The 23933-nt window shown below is 63.7% G+C and carries 24 protein-coding genes; 12 read left to right on the forward strand and 12 right to left on the reverse strand.

Going from position 1 to position 23933, the window contains the following annotated elements; genetic code table 11:
* Nucleotides 1-61: 61 nt before the first annotated feature.
* Nucleotides 62-1081 (reverse strand): CNNM domain-containing protein, encoded by a 1020-nt coding sequence (locus ACYCFC_RS11345; protein ID WP_459651665.1) that lies wholly within the window; start codon nt 1079-1081, stop codon nt 62-64.
* A 199-nt stretch (nt 1082-1280) separates the two neighbouring features.
* Here ACYCFC_RS11345 and ACYCFC_RS11350 point away from each other — a divergent pair, with 199 nt between their 5' ends.
* From ACYCFC_RS11350 to phnE, 4 genes are read left to right on the forward strand one after another with little or no spacing between them, the layout of a single operon-like run.
* A complete protein-coding gene (locus tag ACYCFC_RS11350) occupies nt 1281-2132 on the forward strand; it encodes a putative selenate ABC transporter substrate-binding protein (RefSeq protein ID WP_459651666.1) in 852 nt (283 codons plus the stop codon).
* Entirely contained in the window at nt 2129-2932 is an 804-nt protein-coding gene (locus tag ACYCFC_RS11355) for a phosphonate ABC transporter ATP-binding protein (protein WP_459651667.1), read from the forward strand. The genes ACYCFC_RS11350 and ACYCFC_RS11355 overlap by 4 nt, the downstream gene beginning before the upstream one ends.
* The gene (locus ACYCFC_RS11360; RefSeq protein WP_459651668.1) at nt 2926-3759 is read left to right on the forward strand and encodes a PhnE/PtxC family ABC transporter permease; all 834 of its coding nucleotides are present in this window, start codon (nt 2926-2928) and stop codon (nt 3757-3759) included. Before ACYCFC_RS11355 ends, ACYCFC_RS11360 begins: the two co-directional genes overlap by 7 nt.
* Complete coding sequence (gene phnE / locus ACYCFC_RS11365; protein WP_181083469.1) at nt 3756-4523, forward strand: phosphonate ABC transporter, permease protein PhnE; 768 nt, start codon at nt 3756-3758, stop codon at nt 4521-4523. The genes ACYCFC_RS11360 and phnE overlap by 4 nt, the downstream gene beginning before the upstream one ends.
* A gap of 21 nt (nt 4524-4544) precedes the next feature.
* On the opposite strand, the gene ACYCFC_RS11370 is transcribed toward phnE, so the two are convergent.
* Both ACYCFC_RS11370 and ACYCFC_RS11375 read right to left on the reverse strand, forming a co-directional pair.
* A complete protein-coding gene (locus tag ACYCFC_RS11370) occupies nt 4545-4889 on the reverse strand; it encodes a DUF5064 family protein (protein WP_459651669.1) in 345 nt (114 codons plus the stop codon).
* A 72-nt stretch (nt 4890-4961) separates the two neighbouring features.
* Complete coding sequence (locus ACYCFC_RS11375; protein ID WP_181083474.1) at nt 4962-5279, reverse strand: DUF2288 domain-containing protein; 318 nt, start codon at nt 5277-5279, stop codon at nt 4962-4964.
* 198 nt (nt 5280-5477) lie between these two features.
* On the opposite strand from ACYCFC_RS11375, the gene ACYCFC_RS11380 reads away from it, so the two are divergent.
* The 6 genes from ACYCFC_RS11380 to ACYCFC_RS11405 all read left to right on the forward strand — a co-directional run bounded on the left by ACYCFC_RS11380 (nt 5478) and on the right by ACYCFC_RS11405 (nt 11848).
* Nucleotides 5478-6596: a branched-chain amino acid ABC transporter substrate-binding protein gene (locus tag ACYCFC_RS11380; protein ID WP_459651670.1), complete on the forward strand. Its 1119-nt coding sequence runs from the start codon at nt 5478-5480 to the stop codon at nt 6594-6596.
* Between the two features lie 264 nt (nt 6597-6860).
* Nucleotides 6861-7784 carry a high-affinity branched-chain amino acid ABC transporter permease LivH gene (livH, locus tag ACYCFC_RS11385; RefSeq protein ID WP_181083478.1) on the forward strand — a complete coding sequence of 308 codons (924 nt, stop codon included), beginning with the start codon at nt 6861-6863 and terminating at the stop codon, nt 7782-7784.
* On the forward strand, nt 7781-9037 hold the full coding sequence (locus tag ACYCFC_RS11390; RefSeq protein ID WP_459651671.1) for a high-affinity branched-chain amino acid ABC transporter permease LivM: 1257 nt from the start codon (nt 7781-7783) through the stop codon (nt 9035-9037). Before livH ends, ACYCFC_RS11390 begins: the two co-directional genes overlap by 4 nt.
* Entirely contained in the window at nt 9034-9801 is a 768-nt protein-coding gene (gene livG / locus ACYCFC_RS11395; RefSeq protein WP_459651672.1) for a high-affinity branched-chain amino acid ABC transporter ATP-binding protein LivG, read from the forward strand. Before ACYCFC_RS11390 ends, livG begins: the two co-directional genes overlap by 4 nt.
* Nucleotides 9802-9803: 2 nt before the next feature.
* Nucleotides 9804-10505: an ABC transporter ATP-binding protein gene (locus tag ACYCFC_RS11400; RefSeq protein ID WP_459651673.1), complete on the forward strand. Its 702-nt coding sequence runs from the start codon at nt 9804-9806 to the stop codon at nt 10503-10505.
* Nucleotides 10506-10513: 8 nt separating this feature from the next.
* Nucleotides 10514-11848 (forward strand): 8-oxoguanine deaminase, encoded by a 1335-nt coding sequence (locus ACYCFC_RS11405; RefSeq protein ID WP_459651674.1) that lies wholly within the window; start codon nt 10514-10516, stop codon nt 11846-11848.
* Nucleotides 11849-11953: 105 nt separating this feature from the next.
* Here ACYCFC_RS11405 and fghA read toward each other — a convergent pair whose 3' ends face one another.
* Nucleotides 11954-12793 (reverse strand): S-formylglutathione hydrolase, encoded by an 840-nt coding sequence (gene fghA, locus ACYCFC_RS11410; RefSeq protein WP_459651675.1) that lies wholly within the window; start codon nt 12791-12793, stop codon nt 11954-11956.
* A 97-nt stretch (nt 12794-12890) separates the two neighbouring features.
* A complete protein-coding gene (locus tag ACYCFC_RS11415; protein WP_459651676.1) occupies nt 12891-14006 on the reverse strand; it encodes an S-(hydroxymethyl)glutathione dehydrogenase/class III alcohol dehydrogenase in 1116 nt (371 codons plus the stop codon).
* Between the two features lie 122 nt (nt 14007-14128).
* Between ACYCFC_RS11415 and ACYCFC_RS11420 the strand changes: the two genes are divergently transcribed.
* Together ACYCFC_RS11420 and ACYCFC_RS11425 are read left to right on the forward strand one after the other, a co-directional pair.
* Nucleotides 14129-15022 (forward strand): LysR family transcriptional regulator, encoded by an 894-nt coding sequence (locus tag ACYCFC_RS11420; RefSeq protein WP_181083492.1) that lies wholly within the window; start codon nt 14129-14131, stop codon nt 15020-15022.
* Between the two features lie 192 nt (nt 15023-15214).
* Nucleotides 15215-16381 (forward strand): baeRF3 domain-containing protein, encoded by a 1167-nt coding sequence (locus ACYCFC_RS11425; protein WP_459651677.1) that lies wholly within the window; start codon nt 15215-15217, stop codon nt 16379-16381.
* A gap of 18 nt (nt 16382-16399) precedes the next feature.
* On the opposite strand, the gene ispD is transcribed toward ACYCFC_RS11425, so the two are convergent.
* The 7 genes from ispD to ACYCFC_RS11460 form a co-directional block, all read right to left on the reverse strand.
* Nucleotides 16400-17098, reverse strand: coding sequence for a 2-C-methyl-D-erythritol 4-phosphate cytidylyltransferase (ispD, locus tag ACYCFC_RS11430; protein WP_459651678.1), 699 nt, complete (start codon nt 17096-17098; stop codon nt 16400-16402).
* Nucleotides 17095-17373, reverse strand: coding sequence for a cell division protein FtsB (gene ftsB, locus ACYCFC_RS11435; protein WP_014853631.1), 279 nt, complete (start codon nt 17371-17373; stop codon nt 17095-17097). Before ftsB ends, ispD begins: the two co-directional genes overlap by 4 nt.
* Nucleotides 17374-17691: 318 nt before the next feature.
* Complete coding sequence (gene eno / locus ACYCFC_RS11440; protein ID WP_014853632.1) at nt 17692-18981, reverse strand: phosphopyruvate hydratase; 1290 nt, start codon at nt 18979-18981, stop codon at nt 17692-17694.
* 33 nt (nt 18982-19014) lie between these two features.
* The gene (gene kdsA, locus ACYCFC_RS11445) at nt 19015-19860 is read right to left on the reverse strand and encodes a 3-deoxy-8-phosphooctulonate synthase (protein WP_014853633.1); all 846 of its coding nucleotides are present in this window, start codon (nt 19858-19860) and stop codon (nt 19015-19017) included.
* Nucleotides 19857-21488: a CTP synthase gene (locus tag ACYCFC_RS11450; protein WP_459651679.1), complete on the reverse strand. Its 1632-nt coding sequence runs from the start codon at nt 21486-21488 to the stop codon at nt 19857-19859. The genes kdsA and ACYCFC_RS11450 overlap by 4 nt, the downstream gene beginning before the upstream one ends.
* A gap of 171 nt (nt 21489-21659) precedes the next feature.
* Nucleotides 21660-22943: a tRNA lysidine(34) synthetase TilS gene (tilS, locus tag ACYCFC_RS11455; RefSeq protein ID WP_459651680.1), complete on the reverse strand. Its 1284-nt coding sequence runs from the start codon at nt 22941-22943 to the stop codon at nt 21660-21662.
* Nucleotides 22944-22976: 33 nt separating this feature from the next.
* Nucleotides 22977-23930, reverse strand: a complete 954-nt coding sequence (locus ACYCFC_RS11460; RefSeq protein ID WP_459653982.1) for an acetyl-CoA carboxylase carboxyltransferase subunit alpha — start codon at nt 23928-23930, stop codon at nt 22977-22979.
* Nucleotides 23931-23933: the final 3 nt, after the last annotated feature.

The raw sequence follows: 23933 nt of genomic DNA on the forward strand, positions 1-23933 counted from the left end.
TGGGGATGAGGATTCTAGCGCCGCGCAGGCGCAGACCGCCAAGTCGTCGCCCGTAAAGTCCTCAGCGAGTCGCCTTGATCCGGTGTTCCCAGCGGCGCTTGGCGAAACGGCGCATGTTGGGAATGTCGTCGGTTTCGTCGAGTATCGGTTTGCCGATGATGGTTTCAATGATGTCTTCAAGGGTCACCAATCCCTGCCAACCGCCGAACTCGTCGTACACGAGGCACATATGCTGACGCTCCTGCATGAGTTGAGTCATCAACTGCTCGACATTGGCCGTTTCGTGAACGACCTTGAGCGGTTTGACAAGGCTGGAAACCGGCAGACTGTCGTCTTCCACTGCCAGCGCGTCGTAGCGGAAGATCACGCCCAGGGGCGTCTCGCCCTCGCCAATGACCGGGTAGCGCGAAAACTGACTGTGGCGAATCTTCTGCTTCACAGCGGCAACCGTCTCATCCGGCGATACGAACTCGCAGACGGTTCTCGGGGTCATGACTGCTCGCACCTTGATCTCGTGCAGATCGAGGATATTGCTGATGACGCGCTGCTCATCCTCGTCCAGCTCACCGACTTCGCGACCGAGAACAGTCAGCGCCTTGATTTCCTCACGCACGTCATGCGTGGGGGCCTTCCCGGCAAACATCCGCATGATCTGATCGGACAACAGGATGAAAGGCTTAAGCAGCAGGATCATCGCGCCAAGCAACGAGGGCAGATAGGGTGCAAGTTGCCGCCAGTAACGGGCACCGATCGACTTCGGCAGGATTTCCGACAGGACCAGGATCAGAATGGTCATGACCGCCGATGCAAGCCCCAGGTAACCATCACCGAACACCACCGTGACCTGCGCGCCGACGCCTGTCGCGCCCACGGTATGCGCAACGGTATTGAGCGTAAGGATCGCCGCCAGCGGCTGATCGACCTGATCTTTCAGGTTTTTCAGGCGCCCGTAGAGCCTGGGCTTTTCGACCTTTTGGCTGGCAATGAAGCTGGGAGTGATGGAAAGCAGCGCAGCCTCGAGGATGGAACAGAGAAAGGATACGCAAATGGACAGGACAGCAAACGCTATCAGAAGGGTCATGGTGTCGGTAGGTTGCCAAAGAAGACTCATGGTAGATGCGACAGCAAAAAACAATCCATCGACTTGCATTCCTGAGTGCAAGATTTGATTTCATGTGCCTACCGAGCGTCCCGCATGCTCCGTGCAGCCTGTTGCCCCCAGACACCCATGTAGCCCTATAATCGCCGCGCTTTTTCCGCTATTTAACCGGAGAACCACAATGATAAAGCGCACCTTGGCAGCCGTTGCCGGCCTTGCTGTTTCCCTTTCCTTTGCCACCGCTCATGCCGCCGAGACCCTCCGCGTGTCGGCCATTCCCGACGAAGCCCCGACCGAACTGATCCGCAAGTTCGAGCCGCTGGGCAAATATCTGGAGAAAGAACTGGGCATGCCGGTGAAATTCACGCCGGTTTCCGACTACGCCGCCGTGGTCGAATCCCTCGCCTCCGATCGTCTCGACCTGGCCTGGCTGGGTGGTTTCACCTTCGTCCAGACCCGCCTGAAAACCGGCGATGCGATCCCGCTGGTGCAGCGCGAGCAGGACGAGAAGTTCACCAGCAAATTCATCACCGCCAACCCCGAGGTGAAAACGCTTCAGGACCTCAAGGGCAAGACCTTTGCTTTCGGCTCCGTATCGTCCACGTCCGGCAGCCTGATGCCGCGCTATTTCATGCTCAAGGACGGCATCGACCCCGAGCAGTTCTTCAAGCGCATCGCCTATTCCGGCGCGCATGACGCCACCGCGGCCTGGGTCGAGGCCGGCAAGGCAGATGCCGGCGTGCTCAATGCCTCCGTCTGGGACAAGCTGGTCGAGGCCGGCAAGGTCGATACAGACAAGGTACGGGTGATTTCCACCACCCCGCCCTACTACGACTACAACTGGACCGTGCGCGGTAGCCTCGACCCGGAACTGACTGCAAAGATCAAGGCAGCCTTCCTTGCCCTCGATCCGGCCAACCCCGAGCACAAGGCGATCCTCGACCTGCAGGCCGCCAGCCGTTTCATCGAGACCCGCCCGGAGAACTACGAAGGCATCGAAGAAGCAGCCCGCGCCGCCGGCCTGCTGAAGTGACGCTACGCCTGTCCGGCGTGGGCTATGCCCACGCCAACGGCCAGGCAGCGCTGCAGGGCATCGACCTTCAGGTCGACAGAGGCGAGCGCGTCGCCATCATCGGCCCTTCCGGGGCCGGCAAGACGACGCTGCTGCGCCTGCTGGCGACCCATCTGCAGCCGCACGCCGGACAGTTCACGCTACTCGATTGCGAGCCCTGGTCGCTGTCTGTCAGCGCCCGACAAAACGTGCGTACTCGTATCGGCCTGATCCACCAGGCGCCGCCCCTGCCGCCCCGGCAACGGGTCATCACCTCGGTGCTGGCCGGGCGGCTTGGCCAATGGTCGCTGGGCCGCAGCCTGCTCAGCCTGCTCTATCCGCTGGACCGACAGGGCGCTGCCGAGGCGCTGAGCCGGCTGGACCTGGCCGACAAGCTCTACCAGCGCTGCGACCAGCTCTCCGGTGGCCAGCTGCAGCGTGTGGGCATCGCGCGGGTGCTGTACCAGGCGCCCGAACTGATGCTCGCCGACGAGCCGGTCTCGGCCATGGACCCGGTGCTGGCCAGCTGGTCGCTGAACATCCTCAACCGCGAAGCCGCCCGCCGCCAGGCCACGCTGCTCGCCAGCCTGCACGCGGTGGAGCTGGCACTGGAACACTTCCCGCGCGTGATCGGCGTACGGGGCGGACGCATCCTGTTCGACAAGCCATCCACGGAAGTCAGCCAGGCCGAACTCGATGCGCTCTATGCCAACGAGCAACTGACCGGCACCGTTGCCGTCGAGACCCAGCTGCAGCAGACCCTGCTCATTCCACGATGCTGAATCCCGCCCTCGCCCCGCGCGACCCCGCCGCCACCTCGCGCCTGCTGCTGACCGTACTGGCACTGGCACTGCTGTGGCCGGGACTGTCGCTGAGCGAGCTGGATATCGGCGTGCTCTTCGATGGCAGCAACGCCGACACCATGGGCGCCTTCCTCTCGGCCTTCTGGCCGCCCGAGCATGGTCGCGATTTTCTCACCCTGCTCTGGCAGGCGACGCTGGAAACCCTGGCCATCGCCACCGCCGGCATGGCCCTGGCGCTGGCCGTCGCGCTGCCCTGCGCGCTGCTCGCCACCCGCGCCCTGTCGATTTCCGCGCTCAGCCGAGGGGGGCGTCCACGACGTTGGGCGCAGGCGCTGCGCTGGCCGGTGCGTGGCCTGCTGATCATCCTGCGCAGCGTGCCGGAAATCGTCTGGGCGCTGCTGTTCGTCCGCGCCGTCGGCCTCGGCCCTACCGCCGGGGTGCTGGCCATCGCCATCACCTACGCCGGCATGCTCGGCAAGGTCTATGCGGAAATCTTCGAGTCGGTCGATCCGCTGCCGACCCGCGCACTGCTCGGCGCCGGCAGCACACGCCTGCAGGCTTTCGCCTACGCCGTGCTGCCGCAGGCCTCGGGCGAGATGCTGTCGTACACGGTCTACCGCTGGGAATGCGCGATCCGCGCCTCGGTGGTAATGGGCTTCGTCGGCGCCGGCGGCCTCGGCCAGCAGATGGACCTGTCGATGCGCATGTTCGCCGGCGGCGAGGTGGCGAGCATGCTGCTGACCTTCCTGCTGCTGGTATTGCTGGCCGATCTGCTCAGCCAGTTGCTGCGGCGGAGGTTCGTGTGAAATCGCTGTCGCGCTACGCCCTGCCGCTATTGCTGATCGCCGCCGTGATCGGTTCCTTCGCCTGGCTGCAGCTCGAAGCCAGCGCCCTGATCAGCCGGGACGGGCTGGGCCAGATGGCCAGCTATGCCTCGGGCTTCCTCAGCCCGGACCTGTCGACCGGTCATCTGCGAGCCATCGGCTATGGCACCCTGGAAACCCTGGCGATGTCGGCCATCGGCACGCTATTGGCGGCGCTGCTCGGCCTGCTGCTGGCGTTGCCCGCCGCCGGTCGTTTCGGCCTGGTCGCCAAGGGCGGCGCGCGGTTGCTGCTCAATGCCCTGCGCGCCATCCCGGAGCTGGTCTGGGCCGCGCTGATGGTGCTGGCCGCCGGGCTGGGGCCGAATGCCGGCACCCTGGCGCTGGCGCTGCACACCGCCGGCGTCCTGGGCAGGCTGTTCGCCGAAGCCCTGGAAAACACCCCCGGAGCGCCCGCCGAGGCCTTGCGGCTGGCCGGCAGCGGGCGCATCGCCGCGTTCTGCTACGGCACCCTGCCCATGCTCTGGCCGCAGCTGGTGGCCTATACGCTGTACCGCTGGGAAAACAATATCCGCATGGCCAGCGTGCTCGGCTTCGTCGGTGCGGGCGGTCTGGGGCAGATGCTCTACATGAGCCTGAGCCTGTTCCAGGAAGCCCAGGCCTCGACGGTGATCCTTGCCATGCTGCTGATGGTGCTGGCGGTCGATGCGCTCAGTGGATGGGCGCGCCAGCGCTGGGTACGCGGCTGAAAGACCAAGGAAGCGACCGCCTTACCAGGGCAGCGGCTCGCCCGACAGCAGGCTCAGCTTGCTGCGGATATCGGCGAACATCGCATCGTAGTCGCTGCGCCCATGCAGCACCGGCCCGCCCGGCAGGCACAGACCGTGGCGCACGGCTACCCGCGCAATGGTGCTGAAAACATTGTAGGCGACGTCGCGGTGCAGCTCGAATACCTCGGCGAAGGGCTTGCCATCCACCTCACCACGCATGCTGACCTGCAGCACCTGCCCCCTGTTCGGATCATTGTGCACGCTGTATTCGATATCGCAGGCAAAATGCTGCCGAGAGCAGCCGTCGGGAAAGTAGACACGAGAAAGACGACCAGGCTTGAACATGCGACCCCTTGTTTTGTGCTCCGGGAAAACGCGTATTTCATCATGCCACTTCGACATCATTCGTGATTTGAATCAGTTCAGACCAGGCTTCGTCGCTCTCTCCTGAACCAGCACCCAGGGAGCAACCACCACGGCCCACAGCGATGGGTCACGCGCCAGCCAATCCTGGGCCTGCTCCGTTTCGAGCCGCCCCAGGCACCCTTCGCTCAGCCATGCCGCAACCTTTTCCCGATCATCCTCGGCAACCGCCTGGGCCGCCGCGATCAGGTCGAAATCGCTGGCGACCCGCAGCAACGCGCCACGCGCGAAGAAGGGTTGCAGCTCCTCCCAGGTGATGGAGGCGGTTTCAGCCAGCAATTTGGCATAAAGGATGCTTGATTCTTCGCTCATGGGACTCGCTCAATAAGGGGGCGGCGCCATGATAGCGTCCGGGTGAGCGCCATCAAGCCATGACGTTCCTGACTGTGCAAACGAGTGCTGACGCTTCTACACTGTGCCGGTACAGTTGCCGTGCGTTCAGGGACGCTTGCGCCCAGGCGACACCGCAACCCACAGGGTTCAAACAATAATTATGAAAGTGGAGCGCATATGAAGACCAAGCAGCCTCTTTGCAAACTGTTCCTGGCCATCGCCTTGGCGGGCGCGACGAGCTATACCCTGGCCGCCGACACCATAAAGATTGCGCTGGCCGGCCCGGTCACCGGAGCGGTCGCCCAGTACGGGGACATGCAGTTCATGGGCGCCCAGATGGCCATCGAGCAGATCAACAAGAAGGGCGGCGTCAACGGCCAGCAGCTGCAAAGCGTGGTCTACGACGATGCCTGCGACCCCAAGCAGGCGGTTGCGGTGGCCAACAAGATCGTCAATGACGGGGTCAACTTCGTGGTCGGGCATCTATGCTCCAGCTCCACCCAGCCGGCATCCGACATCTACGAAGATGAAGGCATCCTGATGATTACCGCCGCGTCCACCAGCCCGGACATCACCGCACGCGGCTACGAGCTGATCTTCCGCACCATCGGCCTGGACAGCCTGCAAGGCCCGACCGCAGGCAATTTCATCGCCGACAAGATCAAGCCGAGCAACGTCGCGGTCATCCATGACAAGCAGCAGTACGGCGAAGGCATCGCCACCTCGGTCAAGCAGATCCTGGAAAGCAAGAACGTCAAGGTTGGCCTGTTCGAAGGCATCAACGCCGGCGACAAGGACTTTTCCTCGCTGATCGCCAAACTCAGGCGTGAAGGCGTCGATTTCGTCTATTACGGCGGCTACCACCCGGAAATGGGCCTGCTGCTGCGTCAGTCCAGGGAAAAGGGTCTGAATGTGCGCTTCATGGGGCCTGAAGGCGTCGGCAACTCGGAAATCTCCGCCATCGCCGGCCCGTCTTCGGAAGGCATGCTGGTCACCCTGCCGAAATCCTTCGACCAGGACCCGCGCAACCAGGCGCTGGTCGAGGCATTCAAGGCCAAGAAGCAGGACCCGAGCGGCCCCTTCGTGTTCCCCTCCTACGCCGCCGTACAGGTCATTGCCGAAGGCATCGAGAAAGCCGGCAGCACCGACACCGACAAGGTGGCCGCGGCTCTGCGCAGCAATACCTTCGATACGCCGACCGGCCACCTCACGTTCGATGAAAAGGGTGATCTGAAGGACTTCAACTTCGTGATCTACGAGTGGCACCAGGACGGCAGCAAATCCGAAGCCCAATGAGCCGGTAACCACCCGACCGAAGCCCACCGCAGCCGCAGTGGGCTTCGTTTCAGCTGATCGGGGCGGCCCCGGCCACAAGCCATTCGGACCACCCCAGCAACACCTTCAACCAAGCGAGTGGCCTGCACAGCCGGCCCGCCTCGAACCTGGCGCGTGCGTGATCCGCACCCAGCCCTTGGCACTGCATTCTCCATGCAGCGTGTTCGAAGCAGGCCTGCCCTGGCGGGGTCGAGCATTGGATGCCTGGTGTTCAGGAGAGACGTGATGCCTGAGCTTTACCACTACTTCCAACAGCTGATCAACGGCCTCACCGTTGGCAGCACCTACGCCCTGATCGCCATCGGCTACACGATGGTCTACGGGATCATCGGCATGATCAACTTCGCCCATGGCGAGGTATACATGATCGGCTCCTATGTGACCTTCATCGCCATCGTCGGGCTGTCGATGATGGGGCTCGATGCCCTGCCTCTGCTGATGATCGGCGCCTTCATCGCAAGCATGATCGTCACCAGCGCCTACGGCTACAGCATCGAACGGGTCGCCTACCGTCCGCTGCGCGGCGGCAACCGGCTGATCCCGCTGATCTCCGCCATCGGCATGTCGATCTTCCTGCAGAACCTCGTCCTGCTGGCCCAGGACTCCAAGGACAAGGCCATCCCCAACCCGATGCCGGGTAACTTCGTGATCGGCGAGAGCCTGATGAACGGCGTGGTGATTTCCTACATGCAGGTGCTGATCTTCATCGTCACCATCGTCGCCATGATGGGCCTGACGCTGTTCATCTCGCGCTCGCGCCTGGGTCGCGCCTGCCGCGCCTGCGCCGAAGACCTGAAGATGGCCAATCTGCTGGGCATCAATACCAACAGCATCATCTCCCTGACGTTCGTCATCGGCGCCGCCCTGGCCGCCATTGCCGCCGTGCTGATCAGCATGCAGTACGGGGTGATCAACCCGCACATCGGCTTCCTCGCCGGCATCAAGGCTTTCACCGCGGCGGTGCTGGGTGGCATCGGCAGCATTCCCGGCGCCATGCTCGGCGGCCTGGTGCTGGGCGTGGCCGAGGCGTTCGGCGCCGATATCTTCGGCGACCAGTACAAGGACGTGGTGGCCTTCACGCTGCTGATCCTGGTCCTGCTGTTCCGCCCCACCGGCATTCTTGGTCGCCCGGAGGTGGAAAAGGTATGACTCGCAATCTGCGCACAGCCTTCTTCAGCGCCCTGCTGGTCATCGCCGTCGCGGTGCCGGTATTCGGCCTGAAGCTCACCACGGTCGGTATCCGCATCGAAGTGCGGGGCGCCGACGCCGATACCTTCTGGATCATCGCCGCCTGCGCCGTGGCCATGTTCATCTGGCAGTTGTTTCGCACCCACCTGACAGCAGGCTGGGCGGCCAGCCCGAACCTGCCGACCGTGCCCGCCGGGGCCGGCAACTTCCTGACCCTGCCTTCCACCCAGCGCTGGATCATCATCGCCCTGGTGCTGGTGGCGCTGGTCTGGCCCTTCTACGCCTCGCGCGGGGCGGTGGACATCGCCACGCTGATCCTGATCTACGTGATGCTCGGCCTGGGCCTGAACATCGTCGTGGGGCTGGCTGGCCTGCTGGATCTGGGTTACGTCGGTTTCTACGCGGTCGGCGCCTACACCTACGCCCTGCTGTCGCACTACTACGGTTTCGGCTTCTGGCTCAGCCTGCCCATCGCCGGCGCCATGGCGGCGCTGTTCGGCTTCGTGCTGGGCTTTCCGGTGCTGCGCCTGCGCGGTGACTACCTGGCCATCGTGACCCTGGGCTTCGGCGAGATCATCCGCCTGCTGCTGCGCAACATGACCGAGTTCACCGGCGGCCCCAACGGCATCAGCGGCATCGACAAGCCGACCCTGTTCGGCCTGAGCTTCGACCGCCGCGCCGCCGAAGGCATGCAGACCTTCCACGAGTTCTTCGGTGTCGCCTACAACTCCATCAACAAGGTGATCTTCCTCTATCTGATCGCCCTGCTGCTGGTGCTGCTGACGCTGTTCGTGATCAACCGCCTGCTGCGCATGCCCATCGGTCGCGCCTGGGAAGCGCTGCGCGAGGACGAAATCGCCTGCCGCGCACTGGGCATGAACCCCACGGTGATCAAACTCTCGGCCTTCACCATCGGCGCGACCTTCGCCGGTTTCGCCGGCAGCTTCTTCGCCGCGCGCCAGGGGCTGGTGTCGCCGGAGTCCTTCACCTTCATCGAATCGGCGATCATCCTCGCCATCGTCGTGTTGGGCGGCATGGGTTCGCAGTTGGGGGTGATTCTCGCCGCCATCGTGATGATCCTGCTGCCGGAGCTGATGCGTGAGTTCAGCGAGTACCGCATGCTGATGTTCGGCGCCATGATGGTGCTGATGATGATCTGGCGTCCGCAGGGCCTGCTGCCCATGCAGCGCCCACACATGGAGCTGAAGCAATGAGCCGCCCGATTCTTGAAGTACGCGGCCTGACCATGCGCTTCGGCGGCCTGCTGGCCGTCAACGGAGTGGGCCTGAGCGTACAGGATAAACAGGTGGTCTCGATGATCGGCCCCAACGGCGCCGGCAAGACCACCGTATTCAACTGCCTGACCGGCTTCTACCAGCCGACCTCGGGGGAAATCCTGCTGGACGGCGAACCGATCCAGGGCCTGCCGGGACACAAGATCGCGCGCAAGGGCGTGGTCCGTACCTTTCAGAACGTACGCCTGTTCAAGGACATGACCGTCGTGGAAAACCTGCTGGTGGCCCAGCATCGGCATCTCGACACCGGACTTCTGTCCGGCCTGCTGAAGACCAAGGGCTTTCGCCGGAGCGAGCGTGCAGCGATGGAGTTTGCCGCGCACTGGCTCGAACAGGTCAACCTTACCGACGTGGCCAACCGCCCCGCCGGCACGCTCGCCTATGGCCAGCAGCGGCGCCTGGAGATTGCCCGCTGCATGATGACGCGCCCGCGCATCCTCATGCTCGATGAGCCGGCAGCCGGCCTCAATCCGAAGGAAACCGAAGACCTGAAAGCGCTGATCAGCCTGCTGCGCGACTCGCACAACGTCACGGTGCTGCTGATCGAACACGACATGAAACTGGTCATGAGCATCTCCGACCATATCGTCGTGATCAACCAGGGCTGCCCGCTGGCCGACGGCACACCGGAGCAGGTGCGTGACAATCCGGACGTGATCAAAGCCTATCTGGGAGAGGCGTAAGCATGCTGTATTTCGAAAACGTCTCGACCTGCTACGGCAAGATCCAGGCGCTGCACAGCGTCAATGTCGAAATCCGCAAGGGCGAAATCGTCACCCTGATCGGAGCCAACGGCGCCGGCAAATCCACCCTGCTGATGACGCTCTGTGGCTCGCCCCGGGCCTCCGGAGGCAGCATCCGCTTCGAGGGCGAAGAACTGGTGGGCCAGCAGACCTGCGACATCATGCGCAAGGACATCGCCGTGGTGCCCGAAGGCCGGCGCATCTTCGCCCGCCTGACCGTGGAGGAAAATCTCGCCATGGGCGGTTTCTTCACCGGCAAGGCGGATTTCCAGGAGCAGCTGGACAAGGTGCTGCTGCTGTTCCCGCGCCTGAAGGAGCGTTATCAGCAGCGCGGCGGCACCATGTCCGGTGGCGAGCAACAGATGCTGGCCATCGCCCGCGCGCTGATGAGCAAGCCCCGCCTGCTGCTGCTCGATGAACCGTCGCTGGGTCTGGCGCCGATCATCATCCAGCAGATATTCGAGATCATCGAGCAACTGCGCGAAGACGGCGTGACCATCTTCCTGGTCGAACAGAACGCCAATCAGGCGCTGAAGCTGGCTGATCGCGGCTATGTGCTGGAGAACGGTCACATCGTCATGCAGGGCAGCGGCGAAGAACTGCTGAGCGACCCCAGGGTCCGCGACGCCTACCTGGGCGGCTAGGGGAAAGCATGCGGCTCTGGATCAGCAATCCACGCGCGCTTTTCACCGCCAACGATCACCAGGCGCCCGCTGGCCTGGTGATCGAAAACGGCGTGATCGTCGAACTGCTGGGCGCCGGCGCTGTACCCGCCAGCCCGGTCGATGAAACCTTCGATGCCCGCGACCACGTGGTGCTGCCGGGGCTGGTCAATGCGCATCATCATTTCCACCAGACCCTGACCCGCGCCTGGGGACCGGCGGTCAACAAGCCGGTGCTCGACTGGCTGCCGGCGCTGTATCCGCTCTGGTCCAGGCTGACGCCACGGCAGCTCGCGCTGGCCAGCCGGGTGGCGCTGGCCGAGTTGCTGCTCTCGGGCTGCACCACGACGGCGGACCAGCATTACCTGTTTCCCGCAGGGTTGGAGCAGGCCATCGACATCCAGGTCGAGGCGGTGCGCGAAATGGGCATGCGCGCCACTCTGAGTCGTGGCTCGATGAACGTCGCCGGGTCGCACAATAGCGCCTGCGTGCAGAGCGCCGAAGCGGTCCTGGCCGACAGCCAGCGCCTGGCCGAGCGCTACCATGAGCGCGGCGAAGGTGCGCAGATCCAGATCGCCCTAGCCCCCTCCTCACCCTTCGCGGTGACCCGCGAACTCATGCGCGCCAGTGCCGAACTGGCCCAGACCCACGACCTGCGCCTGCATACCCACCTGGGCGAAACGCCCGACGAGCAGCAAGCCTGCATCCGCCGCTTCGGCATGCGCAGCGTCGACTACCTGAAAAGCGTCGGCTGGCTGGGACCGCAGACCTGGCTGGCCCACGGCATCCACTTCAACCAGATCGAGATCGACCGCCTCGGCGCGGCGGGCGTCGGCATCTGCCACTGCCCCAGCTCCAACATGCGCCTGGCCTCGGGCATCTGCCGGACGCTGCAACTGGAAGACGAGGGCGCGACCATCGGCCTGGGCGTCGATGGCGCGGCCTCGAACGACACCTCGAACATGCTGCTCGAAGCCCGCCAGGCGCTGTTGCTGCAGCGCCTGCGCTACGGAGCGGAGAAAATCACTCCGCACAAGGTACTCGGCTGGGCCACCCGAGGCTCGGCACGGCTGCTCGGACGCCGTGATATCGGCGAGATCGCGCCGGGCAAACAGGCCGACCTGGCGCTGTGCCGGCTCGATGAGCTGCGCTTTTCCGGCAGCCACGACCCCATCGCCGCCCTGCTGCTGTGCGGCGCCGACAGGGCCGACCGGGTGATGATCGCGGGTCGCTGGAAGGTCATCGACGGCCAGATCGAAGGGCTCGACCTGGAACGGCTGAAAGCCGACCACCGTCAGGCCGCTATAGATCTGGCTGGCGGTTGAGCAGATCGTAGGGTGGAAGACTGCGAAGCATCTTCCACGCGTTGGTGTCAGGCCAACCGAACGCGTGGATGTGCTTCGCGACATCCACCCTACCGGAGCCAGAACTCAGGCCTTCAGGGCCTCGGCATGATGCCGCAGATGGTCGTCGATGAAGCTGGCGATGAAGTAGTAGCTGTGGTCGTAGCCGGGCTGGATACGTAGCGTCAACGGATGGCCAGCTGCTTTGGCCGCGGCTTCCAGCGCCTCGGGCTTGAGCTGGTTTTCCATGAAATCGTCGCGGTCGCCCTGGTCCACCAGCAGCGGCAGCTTCTCGCCCGCCTCGGCCAGCAGCGCGCAGGCGTCCCATTCGCGCCAGCGCGAGCGGTCCTCGCCCAGGTAGCAGGAAAACGCCTTTTCGCCCCAGGGGCAATTGAGGGGATTGGTGATGGGCGCGAAAGCCGACACCGAGCGATAGCGACCGGGATTCTTCAACGCACAGACCAGCGCGCCATGGCCACCCATGGAATGCCCGCTGATGCTGCGCCTGTCGGACACCGGGAAATTCGCCTCGATCAGCGCCGGCAGCTCCTGCACCACGTAGTCGTACATGCGGTAGTGCTGCGCCCAGGGCTGCTGGGTGGCGTTCAGATAGAACCCCGCGCCCAGGCCGAAATCCCAGGCGCCGTCCGGATCGTCCGGCACGTCCGGCCCGCGCGGGCTGGTATCGGGTGCGACGATGATCAGCCCCAGCTCGGCGGCCAGCCGATGCGCGCCGGCCTTCTGCATGAAGTTCTCGTCGGTGCAGGTCAGGCCCGACAGCCAGTACAGCACTGGCAGTTTCTCGCCCTGTTCCGCCTGCGGCGGCAGGTACACGGCGAACACCATGTCGCAGTTCAGGCTGCTGGAGCGGTGACGGTAACGCTTGTGCCAGCCGCCGAAGCTTTTCTGGCAGGAAATGATTTCCATGAAAACTCCGTAAAGCCGAGAAAAGCGCTGAAGGCTGGAGGCTGAACGAAGAAGCGAATCGTCCAGCCTTCAGCCTATGGCGCTTTCAATCGTCTTTTCAAAAGTGAATAACTGTACGAATGCTCTTGCCTTCGTGCATCAGGTCGAACGCCTGGTTGATTTCATCGAGCCCCATGTTGTGGGTGATGAAGGTATCCAGCGGGATCTCGCCACTCTGCGCCTTCTCCACATAGCCCGGCAGCTCGGTGCGACCCTTGACGCCACCGAAGGCGCTGCCGCGCCAGACCCGACCGGTGACCAGCTGGAACGGACGGGTGCTGATCTCCTGCCCCGCGCCGGCGACGCCGATGATCACCGACTCGCCCCAGCCCTTGTGCGCACACTCCAGCGCGGCGCGCATCAGTTGCACGTTGCCCACGCATTCGAAGCTGTAGTCCACGCCACCATCGGTCATCTCGACGATGACCTCCTGGATCGGCTTGTCATGATCCTTCGGGTTGACGAAATCGGTGGCGCCCAGCTCCTCGGCGATGGGGAACTTCGACGGGTTGATGTCGATGGCGATGATGCGGCTGGCGCCGGCCATCTTCGCGCCGATGATCGCCGCCAGGCCGATGCCGCCGAGGCCGAAGATGGCCACCGTCGCGCCCGCTTCCACCTTGGCCGTGTTGAGCACAGCACCGATGCCGGTGGTCACGCCACAGCCCAGCAGGCAGACCTTGTCCAGCGGTGCCTCCTTCGGGATCACCGCGACCGACACCTCCGGCAGCACGGTGTACTCGGAGAAGGTCGAGCAGCCCATGTAGTGGTAGATCGGCTCGCCGTTGTAGCTGAAACGGGTCGTGCCGTCGGGCATCAGGCCCTTGCCCTGGGTGGCGCGCACCGAGCTGCAGAGGTTGGTCTTGCCGGAGGTGCAGAACTTGCACTGGCGGCACTCGGCGGTATACAGCGGGATCACGTGATCGCCCACGGCTACCGAGGTCACGCCCTCGCCGATCGCCTCGACGATGCCACCGCCTTCGTGGCCGAGGATGCAGGGGAAGACGCCTTCGGAGTCCTCGCCGGAGAGGGTATAGGCGTCGGTGTGGCAAACACCGGTGGCGACGATGCGTACCAGCACCTCGCCGGCCTTGGGCGGCTCGACATCCACTTCGACGATCTGCAGGGGTTGATTGGGGCCGAAGGCGACGGCAGCGCGTGATTTGATGCTCATGAAGGAATCCTCCTGGGTGAATGGGACAGAGTGTAGTTTCATCCGCGCTTTGGGTTAATGAGCCAAGCGTGGAAACATTGTTGCCCCACAGGGATAATCGAGTCTTTCAGCCAGGAGCCGATATGAATCGCTGGGAAGGTCTCGACGAGTTCGTCGCCGTCGCCGAATGCGGCAGCTTCATGCGTGCCGCCGAGCAATTGCGGGTGTCGTCTTCACACGTCAGCCGCCAGGTAGCCCGTCTCGAAGAGCGATTGCAGGCCCGTCTGCTCTACCGCACCACGCGGCGCGTCTCGCTGACCGAGGCCGGACACACCTTCCTCGCACGCTGCCAGCGCCTGATCGAAGAACGCGACGAAGCCTTCCATGCCATCAGCGACCTGCACACAGCCCCCACCGGGCTGCTGCGCATGACCGCCGCGGTGGCTTACGGCGAGCGCTTTATCGTCCCGCTGGTGAACGACTTCATGGCGCAACATCCGCAGTTGCGGGTGGAAATAGACCTGTCCAACCGCACCCTGGACATGGTGCAGGAAGGCTTCGATCTGGCGATACGCCTGGGCCGTCTCGGCGAATCGCGGCTGGTGGCGACCCGCATCGCGCCACGGGCCATGTACCTTTGTGCCGCACCGGCCTATCTGGAACGCTACGGGCGCCCGCACACCCTTTCCGAACTGGCGCGACACAACTGCCTGGTGGGCACCGGCGATACCTGGATGCTGCAGGTCGATGGCCGCGAGCAACCCTTCAAGCCCAGCGGCAACTGGCGCTGCAACAGCGGCCAGGCGGTGCTGGATGCCGCTCTGCGCGGTTTCGGTCTCTGCCAGTTGCCGGACTACTACGTGCAGGAGCCGCTGCGCCGGGGCGAACTGGTGTCGCTGCTCGAAGCCCATCAGCCGCCCAATACCGCCGTCTGGGCCGTCTACCCGCAGCGCCGCTATCCACTGCCGAAGGTGCGCCTGCTGATTCAGGCACTGAAGGACGGCCTGGCCAGTCGTCCGGAATACCTGCGCACCTGAGCCAGGCCGCCCTGAAACAATGTCTTACTGCCCGTGCGTCCGACTACCTGCTCGGGACAGGAACCCCCTTCCTGCAACTACGTCGTAACCAGTAACCAGTCCCTTCACCCGCTTTGATCGAAGTCGCTTCCGCGCACCGATCATCGGTACATCCCGCGAGGACCCCAACCACCCAAACGAACGAGGCCGTGCATGAACAGACTGCTCGATAGTAAAACCCTCAATCAGTTGCTGGCCCAGCGTGAGGCCCCCTGCCTGTCCCTCTACCAGCCTACTCACCGCAGCTTTCCTGAGCGCCAACAGGACCCCATCCGCTTCAGGCATCTGGTTCGCCAGCTGGAAGACTCGCTCAGGCAACAGGGCTGGAACGGCCAGGCCGAGGCCCTGCTCCGCCCGTTTCTGGAACTGATGAATGATGCCGAATTCTGGAATCACAACCTGGATGGGTTGGCGGTGTTCGCTTGCCCCGGCTATTTCCAGTTCTTCCGGCTGCAGCGCGGCGTGCCGGAACTGGCCGTCGCCAGTGACCGCATGCATGTCAAACCCCTGGTACGCATCGCGCAATCGGCGGATCGCTATCAGATTCTCTGTCTGTCACGCGACTCGGTACGCCTGCTGGGCGGCAACCGCGATGCGCTCGACGAGATTCCTTTGCACGAGAACGTCCCCCGCACGCTCGCCGAAGCCCTCGGCGCCGAACTGACCGACAAGAGCCAGAGCGGTCTTGCCCAAGGCTATAGCCGCGCCAGCGAGAGAGGCGACGCCATGCAGGTCGAGGCAGGTGGCAGCGGCAAGCAGGCGGAAATCGACCGCGACCGCGACCGCTATTTCCGCGAGGTGGACCGGACCATTCTCGAACATCATTCACGCCCCAGCGGCCTGCCGCTGATCCTGGCCGCACTGCCGGAACAGCAATCGCATTTCCGCCGCATCAGCCACAACGAATACCTGCTGCCCGAAGGCATCGAGATCGGCCAGGGCGCACTGACGCTCAACGAAATCAGGGAAGACAGCTGGCTGGTGATGCAGCCGCGCTACCTGAAGCGACTCGAAGGGCTGGTCAACCAGTTCGGCACCTCTCACGGCAAAGGCCTGGCCTCGGATCAGTTGGAGGAAATCGGTCAGGCCGCCGTGCAAGGCCGCGTGGCGACCTTGCTGGTGGAAGCCGAGCGGCAGATACCCGGTTGCGTCGACAAGACCGAAGGCAAGGCAACACCGGCGGAAAATGGGGACGCGACAACGCCCGACCTGTTGGACGAACTGACCATCTGGACGCTGGAGCAAGGTGGCGAGGTCATTGTCGTTCCGGTGGAACGAATGCCTACACAGAGCGGTGCGGCGGCGATCTATCGCTTCTGATCGGTAAGGCAGCGTTGGTCAGGATTTCCAGCGCTGCTCCAGCCACTGCAGGTCTTCCGGGCGGGTAATCTTCAGGTTGTCCGCCCGTCCTTCGATCAGGCGCGGTGATTGCCCGGCCCACTCCAGCGCCGAGGCTTCATCGGTGATCACCACCTTTTGTGCCAGCGCATCAGCAAGCGCACCTTGCAGCGCGCCGAAACGAAACATCTGCGGCGTATAGGCCTGCCAGATCACGCTGCGGTCCACGGTTTCCAGCACGCGACCGTCAGGGCCGGCACGCTTGAGCGTGTCGCGCACCGGAACGGCGAGCAGGCCTCCGACCGGATCGTCCGCCAACTCGGTCAGCAGCCTGTCGAGATCCTCAGGTGTCAGGTTGGGTCGCGCCGCGTCGTGAACCAGCACCCAGTCGTCGGTGCCGGCTCCCAGCTCACCGAGCAGGCGCAGCCCTCTCAACACTGAATCGGCTCGCTCGGCACCGCCCTCGGCACGATGAATCCGCGGATCGATAGCGCACCCCAAGGACGGCCACCAGGGATCGTCGCCAGCCAGGCTTACAACCAGGTCTCGCAAGCCCGGATGCCCGAGAAAACAGTCGAGGGTGTGTTCGAGAATGGTCCGCCCGGCCAGTGGCAGATACTGCTTGGGACGGTCGGCGCGCATGCGGCTGCCCACACCGGCCGCCGGGATCACGACCCAGAAGGATGGCGCGGCGCTCATTCGCTGAGCTGATAGAGGGTTTCACCCTCTTTGACCATGCCCAGCTCCTGGCGGGCGCGTTCCTCCACGGTTTCCATGCCCTGCTTGAGCTCCATCACCTCGGCTTCGAGGATGCGATTGCGTTCCAGCAGGCGCTGGTTCTCGCCCTTCTGTTCGGCGATCTGACGGTTCAGCCCGCTGACCTGGGCCATGCTGCCCTCGCCCACCCAGAGGCGATACTGAAGGCCACCCAGCAGCAGGATCAGAACGACGAACAACCAGTAGGGAGTACGCATGGACGGCATTGAATGAATTCGGTTGGGTTCCAATGAGGGTGTAAAGGCAAGCGGCGACATCATCCGACCCTTTCAATCGCCGATTGATCCACGATGTTAGTCACCCGCATCAGAACCGGACTTAAGCTTTCACAAAAAAGGGCGGCTTACGCCGCCCTTTCTACCACGTCGGGTTTAACAGGCTAGTGGAAAAACGTAAGCGAGGCAGGCAAGACAAGGCAAAAACAGGCGAGGACGCGGAGTTTAGTGATCTAAATGAGCAGTCCGAGCCTGTTTTTAACGCAGTATTGCCAACGCAGCTAGTTTTTCAACAGCCTGTCAGCCGCGGAACTCGGCACGTCCCTTATACGGCGCCTTGCCGGCCAGCTGCTCTTCGATGCGCAGCAGCTGGTTGTACTTGGAAACGCGGTCGGAGCGGCACAGCGAGCCAGTCTTGATCTGACCAGCGGCAGTGCCCACGGCGAGGTCGGCGATGGTGTGGTCTTCGGTTTCGCCGCTGCGGTGCGAGATCACCGCGGTGTAGCCGGCGGCCTTGGCCATCTGGATGGCTTCCAGGGTCTCGGTCAGCGAGCCGATCTGGTTGAACTTGATCAGGATCGAGTTGCCGATGCCCTTCTCGATGCCTTCCTTGAGGATGCGGGTGTTGGTCACGAACAGGTCGTCACCGACCAGTTGCACCTTGGCGCCGATCTTGTCGGTCAGCACTTTCCAGCCAGCCCAGTCGGACTCGTCCATGCCGTCTTCGATGGAGATGATCGGATAACGCTGGGCCAGGCCGGCCAGGTAATCGGCGAAACCGGCGGCGTCGAACGCCTTGCCTTCGCCGGCCAGGTCGTACTTGCCGTCCTTGTAGAACTCGCTGGAAGCGCAATCCAGCGCCAGGGTCACGTCGGTGCCCAGCGTGTAGCCGGCCTTCTCGACCGCTTCGGCGATGGCGCCGAGGGCGTCTTCGTTGGACGCCAGGTTCGGTGCGAAACCGCCTTCGTCGCCCACGGAAGTGCTCAGGCCACGGGCCTTGAGGACAGCCTTGAGGTTATGGAAGATTTCGGTGCCCATGCGCAGCGCATCGGCAAAGGTCTTGGCACCGACCGGCTGGACCATGAATTCCTGAATGTCGACGTTGTTGTCGGCATGCTCGCCGCCGTTGATGATGTTCATCATCGGCACCGGCATGGAGTACTGGCCCGGCGTGCCGTTGAGGTTGGCGATGTGCGCGTAGAGCGGCAGGTCCTGGTCCTGGGCAGCGGCCTTGGCGGCGGCGAGGGACACGGCGAGGATGGCATTGGCACCCAGCTTGGCCTTGTTCTCGGTGCCGTCCAGCTCGATCATCGCGCGGTCCAGCGCCTTCTGGTCGGCCGGGTCCTTGCCCAGCAGCAGATCGCGAATCGGGCCGTTGATGTTGCCGACCGCCTTCAGCACGCCCTTGCCCATGTAACGGCTCTTGTCGCCATCGCGCAGCTCCAGCGCCTCGCGCGAGCCGGTGGACGCACCGGACGGCGCACAGGCGCTGCCGACGATGCCGTTATCGAGGATAACGTCCGCTTCCACGGTGGGGTTGCCACGGGAGTCGAGAACTTCACGCCCTTTGATGTCGACGATCTTTGCCATTTTTATTAACACTCCGTAGATAGCTGCAAGGCTTCAAGCAGTTTCGATTGGCGAAAAATTCTTGATCAGGTCATCCAGCTGCTTGAGCTGGGAGAGGAATGGCTCGAGCTTGTCCAGGCGCAACGCGCAGGGACCATCGCACTTGGCATTATCGGGATCAGGATGCGCTTCCAGGAACAGGCCGGCCAGGCCCTGGGACAGGCCGGCCCTGGCCAGCTCGGTGACCTGGGCGCGGCGCCCGCCCGCGGAATCGGCACGACCGCCTGGCATCTGCAGCGCGTGGGTCACGTCGAAGAACACCGGGTACTCGAACTGCTTCATGATGCCGAAGCCAAGCATGTCGACCACCAGGTTGTTGTAGCCGAAGGACGAGCCGCGCTCGCAGAGGATCAGTTGGTCGTTGCCCGCTTCCTCGCACTTCTTCAGGATGTGCTTCATTTCCTGGGGTGCCAGGAACTGTGCCTTCTTGATGTTGATGACGGCGCCGGTCTTGGCCATGGCCACCACCAGATCGGTCTGGCGGGAAAGGAAGGCCGGCAGCTGGATGATGTCGCAGACATCGGCCACCGGCTGCGCCTGGTGCGGCTCGTGCACGTCGGTGATCACCGGCACGCCGAAGGCTTTCTTAACGTCCTCGAAAATCCGCATGCCCTCTTCCAGCCCGGGGCCACGGAAGGAGTTGATGGACGAGCGGTTGGCCTTGTCGAAACTGGCCTTGAACACGTAGGGGATACCGAGCTTCTCGGTCACCTTCACATAGGTTTCGCAGATCTGCAGCGCCAGGTCGCGGGACTCCAGCACGTTCATGCCGCCGAACAGCACGAACGGCTTGTCGTTGGCGATCTCGATATTGCCGACGCGGATGATCTTCTGGCTCATGCCTTGCTCGCCTTGTAATCCAGCGCCGCCTGGACGAAGCCGCTGAACAGCGGATGACCGTCGCGGGGCGTGGAGGTGAATTCGGGGTGGAACTGGCAGGCCACGAACCAGGGATGATCCGGCGCCTCGACCACTTCCACCAGCGCGCCGTCACCGGAGCGCCCGGTGATCTTCAGGCCGGCTTCCTGCAGCTGCGGCAGCAGGTTGTTGTTCACCTCGTAACGATGGCGGTGACGCTCGACGATGCGCTCCTCGCCATAGCAGGCAAACACCTTGGAGCCTGCTTCAAGACCACATTCCTGGGCGCCCAGGCGCATGGTACCGCCAAGGTCGGAAGCGTCGCTGCGGGTTTCCACGGCGCCGGTGGCATCGGCCCACTCGGTGATCAGGCCCACAACCGGATGGCCACTGTCCTTGTCGAACTCGGTGGAGTTGGCGTCGGTCCAGCCCAGCACATTGCGGGCGAACTCGATCACCGCCACCTGCATGCCGAGGCAGATGCCGAGATAGGGAATCTTGTTCTCGCGTGCGTACTGCACCGTGGCGATCTTGCCTTCGACGCCGCGCAGGCCGAAACCGCCCGGCACCAGGATCGCGTCCATGCCTTCGAGCAGGCCGGTGCCCTGGTTCTCGATGTCTTCGGAGTCGATATAACGGAGATTCACTTTGGTACGGCTCTGGATGCCGGCGTGGCTCATGGCCTCGATCAGAGATTTGTAGGCATCGAGAAGTTCCATGTACTTGCCGACCATGGCGATGGTGACTTCCTTCTCCGGGTTCAGCTTGGCATCGACCACGCGGTCCCATTCGGAGAGATCGGCGCCACGGCATTCAAGGCCGAAACGCTCGAGCACATAGTCGTCCAGGCCCTGGGCATGCAGCATGCCGGGAATCTTGTAGATGGTGTCGGCGTCCGGCAGGCTGATCACCGCTCGCTCTTCGACGTTGGTGAACAGGGCGATCTTGCGCCGCGAGGACAGGTCGATCGGCACTTCCGAACGGCATACCAGCACGTCCGGCTGCAGGCCGATGGAGCGCAGCTCCTTCACCGAATGCTGGGTCGGCTTGGTCTTGGTCTCGCCGGCGGTGGCGATGTAGGGCACCAGCGTCAGGTGCATCAGCATGGCGCGCTTGGCGCCGACTTCCACACGCAACTGGCGAATCGCCTCCAGGAACGGCTGCGACTCGATGTCGCCGACGGTACCGCCCACTTCCACCAGGGCCACGTCGGCATCGCCGGCACCCTTGATGACGCGGCGCTTGATCTCGTCGGTGATGTGCGGGATGACCTGGATGGTCGCGCCCAGATAGTCACCACGGCGCTCGCGGCGCAGCACGTCCTCGTAGACGCGACCGGTGGTGAAGTTGTTGTTCTGGGTCATGCGCGTGCGAATGAAGCGCTCGTAGTGACCCAGGTCGAGGTCGGTCTCGGCGCCGTCGTGGGTGACGAACACCTCGCCGTGCTGGAACGGACTCATGGTGCCCGGATCGACGTTGATGTAAGGGTCCAGCTTGAGCATCGTGACCTTCAGGCCCCGCGCCTCCAGGATGGCCGCCAATGAAGCCGAGGCGATGCCTTTCCCCAATGAAGAAACAACACCACCCGTGACGAAGATGTAGCGCGTCATGAAAAACCCTAGAAGTCTGCGTTAAGCGGTCAGCGCCGCCGGGGGAAAGCGAAGATGCCATTGCGCCCCAGGCGGCAATAGCGCAACTGCCACGGATTCGAAGAAACCGCAGAAGCTGTATTGAGACGGGAGCGTAGTCTACTGGAAAGCCCCCATCAGCTCAAACACGCTTCACGTTGGTGGCGTCCAGACGAGTGACGCCTGTGCGACATCGAATTGCGGCAGATTGGCGACGGCGACCAGTTCGCCATTGCGGTAGAGCAACGGCAGGCGCGAGCGGGCAAAGCCGGGCACCGCAGCCTCATTGAGCAGACGTTTCAGATCGCGCCTGCCGCGACCAGGCAACGCCAGCGCCTCGCCGCCCTGCCGATAACGCACCTCGAACGACCCTTGTTCCGCCCCCTCAAGGCTGACCATACCATTACCGGGCAGCCTCAGCGCCGCAGAAGTGTCCAGCCAGACAAGCACACCCGCAACCGGCTCAAGCCAGGCCCCGGACAGCCACCACACACGACTCCCCGTACGATGCAGCTCGCCACCCGCCAGGCGCCAGCACGGTGCGGCATCGGCAGCGGCATCGCGCAATGCGTCCCAGCCAGCCCAATGGCCAGTGTCCGGCAGCGGGGTAAAAGGGGCCAGCCAGTGACGTAGCGCGTTGCGCTGACGGGCCAGGCTCAGTGAACGCAGGGCCGGCAAATCCAGGCTTGGCAGCGGCAACCAGGACCAGTCGTCCGATATCCGAGCCGCCAGCAGATCCATCTCGGCCAATTCATCGAGCAGCGACTGCGCTTCTGCCAGATGCGCAGCGGTTCGCGCCATATTCGCCGACGCCTGCGGCCAGCGCCGTTGCAGCAGCGGCACGACCTGATGACGCAGATAATTGCGCGAGTGGTCGAGCGACTGGTTGGAAGGATCATCGACCCATGGCAACCGATGCGCCTGGGCATGGACCTCCAGTTCCGCACGGCCCACATCCAGCAAGGGCCGCAGCAGCCAGCCAGCCCCCAGCGCCCGGCTTGCCGGCATGGCCGCCAGCCCACGCACCCCAGCGCCACGCAGCAGGCGGAACAGCAGGGTTTCGGCCTGATCGTCGCGGTGCTGCGCGGTCAGCAGCAGCTCGCCATTCTGCAGGCAGGAGGCAAAGGCCGCATAACGCGCCTCGCGCGCGGCCCGCTCCAGGCTGGCGCCCGCCCGAACCTGCACAGGAATGACCTGCAGCGGCACGCCCAGCCGCGCACAGAACTGCCGGCAATGCTCGGGCCAGGCATCAGCCACGGCTTGCAGGCCATGATGGATATGGATCGCGGAAATGGGCGGAAGCCGATGTCGCTCGGCAAGCCGCACCAGGGCGTGCAGCAACACCGTGGAATCCAGCCCGCCTGAAAACGCAACGCGCCAGGCCGGAGCCTGGCGCCATTGAGACAGGGCCTCAAAAAGACGGGATTCCAGAGTCACCTGCCTTTCACCCTGCCTGTCGCGTGCAGCCTGTTATTGCTGAATGCCGTAACTCATCAGACGCTCGTAACGTCGAGCCAGCAGCGCGTCGGTGTCGAGTCCCTTGAGCATGTCCAGCTGCGAGGTCAGTGCTTCGCGAACGGAGGCCGCAGTGGCGACCGGGTTGCGATGCGCGCCACCGAGCGGCTCGGGAATGACCTGATCGACGATACCCAGGCTCTGCAGGCGCTCAGCCGTGACGCCCATGGCTTCGGCGGCTTCTGGCGCCTTCTCGGCGGTACGCCAGAGGATCGAGGCACAGCCTTCCGGCGAAATCACCGCGTAGGTGGAATACTGCAGCATGTTCAGCTGATCGCAGACACCGATGGCCAGCGCGCCGCCGGAACCACCCTCGCCGATCACGGTTGCGATGATCGGGGTCTTCAGCCGCGCCATCACACGCAGGTTCCAGGCGATGGCCTCGCTCTGGTTGCGCTCTTCGGCATCGATGCCCGGATAGGCGCCGGGCGTATCGATGAAGGTCAGGATCGGCATCTTGAAGCGCTCGGCCAGCTCCATCAGGCGGCAGGCCTTGCGGTAGCCTTCGGGGCGCGGCATGCCGAAGTTGCGACGCACCTTCTCGCGCACCTCGCGGCCCTTCTGGTGACCGATGATCATCACCGGCTCACCGTTCAGGCGCGCGGTACCGCCAACGATGGCGGCGTCATCGGAGAAATGCCGGTCACCGTGCAGTTCTTCGAACTCGGTGAACAGATGCCTGATGTAGTCGAGGGTATAAGGCCGCTGCGGGTGCCGGGCCAGACGAGCGATCTGCCAGCTGGTCAGATTGCCGAAGATGCTCTCGGTGAGCGACTCGCTCTTGTCCTGCAGGCGGGTGATTTCTTCGCCAATGTTCAGCGAGTTGTCATTACCAACCAGGCGCAATTCTTCGATCTTGGCTTGCAGGTCGGCGATCGGCTGTTCGAAATCGAGAAAATTCGGGTTCATAGT

The organism is Stutzerimonas sp. NM35, assembly GCF_054604355.1.

What these genes read in the sequence shown, in the direction of transcription:
- ACYCFC_RS11460 (WP_459653982.1), bottom strand. Translation starts at nt 23,930, where the DNA reads ATGAACCCGAATTTTCTCGATTTCGAACAGCCGATCGCCGACCTGCAA.
- livG (WP_459651672.1), top strand. Translation starts at nt 9,034, where the DNA reads ATGAGCCGCCCGATTCTTGAAGTACGCGGCCTGACCATGCGCTTCGGC.
- ACYCFC_RS11425 (WP_459651677.1), top strand. Translation starts at nt 15,215, where the DNA reads ATGAACAGACTGCTCGATAGTAAAACCCTCAATCAGTTGCTGGCCCAG.
- ACYCFC_RS11450 (WP_459651679.1), bottom strand. Translation starts at nt 21,488, where the DNA reads ATGACGCGCTACATCTTCGTCACGGGTGGTGTTGTTTCTTCATTGGGG.
- ACYCFC_RS11360 (WP_459651668.1), top strand. Translation starts at nt 2,926, where the DNA reads ATGCTGAATCCCGCCCTCGCCCCGCGCGACCCCGCCGCCACCTCGCGC.
- ACYCFC_RS11420 (WP_181083492.1), top strand. Translation starts at nt 14,129, where the DNA reads ATGAATCGCTGGGAAGGTCTCGACGAGTTCGTCGCCGTCGCCGAATGC.
- ACYCFC_RS11370 (WP_459651669.1), bottom strand. Translation starts at nt 4,889, where the DNA reads ATGTTCAAGCCTGGTCGTCTTTCTCGTGTCTACTTTCCCGACGGCTGC.
- ACYCFC_RS11375 (WP_181083474.1), bottom strand. Translation starts at nt 5,279, where the DNA reads ATGAGCGAAGAATCAAGCATCCTTTATGCCAAATTGCTGGCTGAAACC.
- ACYCFC_RS11405 (WP_459651674.1), top strand. Translation starts at nt 10,514, where the DNA reads ATGCGGCTCTGGATCAGCAATCCACGCGCGCTTTTCACCGCCAACGAT.
- ACYCFC_RS11390 (WP_459651671.1), top strand. Translation starts at nt 7,781, where the DNA reads ATGACTCGCAATCTGCGCACAGCCTTCTTCAGCGCCCTGCTGGTCATC.
- ftsB (WP_014853631.1), bottom strand. Translation starts at nt 17,373, where the DNA reads ATGCGTACTCCCTACTGGTTGTTCGTCGTTCTGATCCTGCTGCTGGGT.
- livH (WP_181083478.1), top strand. Translation starts at nt 6,861, where the DNA reads ATGCCTGAGCTTTACCACTACTTCCAACAGCTGATCAACGGCCTCACC.
- ispD (WP_459651678.1), bottom strand. Translation starts at nt 17,098, where the DNA reads ATGAGCGCCGCGCCATCCTTCTGGGTCGTGATCCCGGCGGCCGGTGTG.
- eno (WP_014853632.1), bottom strand. Translation starts at nt 18,981, where the DNA reads ATGGCAAAGATCGTCGACATCAAAGGGCGTGAAGTTCTCGACTCCCGT.
- ACYCFC_RS11345 (WP_459651665.1), bottom strand. Translation starts at nt 1,081, where the DNA reads ATGACCCTTCTGATAGCGTTTGCTGTCCTGTCCATTTGCGTATCCTTT.
- ACYCFC_RS11400 (WP_459651673.1), top strand. Translation starts at nt 9,804, where the DNA reads ATGCTGTATTTCGAAAACGTCTCGACCTGCTACGGCAAGATCCAGGCG.
- ACYCFC_RS11350 (WP_459651666.1), top strand. Translation starts at nt 1,281, where the DNA reads ATGATAAAGCGCACCTTGGCAGCCGTTGCCGGCCTTGCTGTTTCCCTT.
- ACYCFC_RS11380 (WP_459651670.1), top strand. Translation starts at nt 5,478, where the DNA reads ATGAAGACCAAGCAGCCTCTTTGCAAACTGTTCCTGGCCATCGCCTTG.
- ACYCFC_RS11415 (WP_459651676.1), bottom strand. Translation starts at nt 14,006, where the DNA reads ATGAGCATCAAATCACGCGCTGCCGTCGCCTTCGGCCCCAATCAACCC.
- kdsA (WP_014853633.1), bottom strand. Translation starts at nt 19,860, where the DNA reads ATGAGCCAGAAGATCATCCGCGTCGGCAATATCGAGATCGCCAACGAC.
- fghA (WP_459651675.1), bottom strand. Translation starts at nt 12,793, where the DNA reads ATGGAAATCATTTCCTGCCAGAAAAGCTTCGGCGGCTGGCACAAGCGT.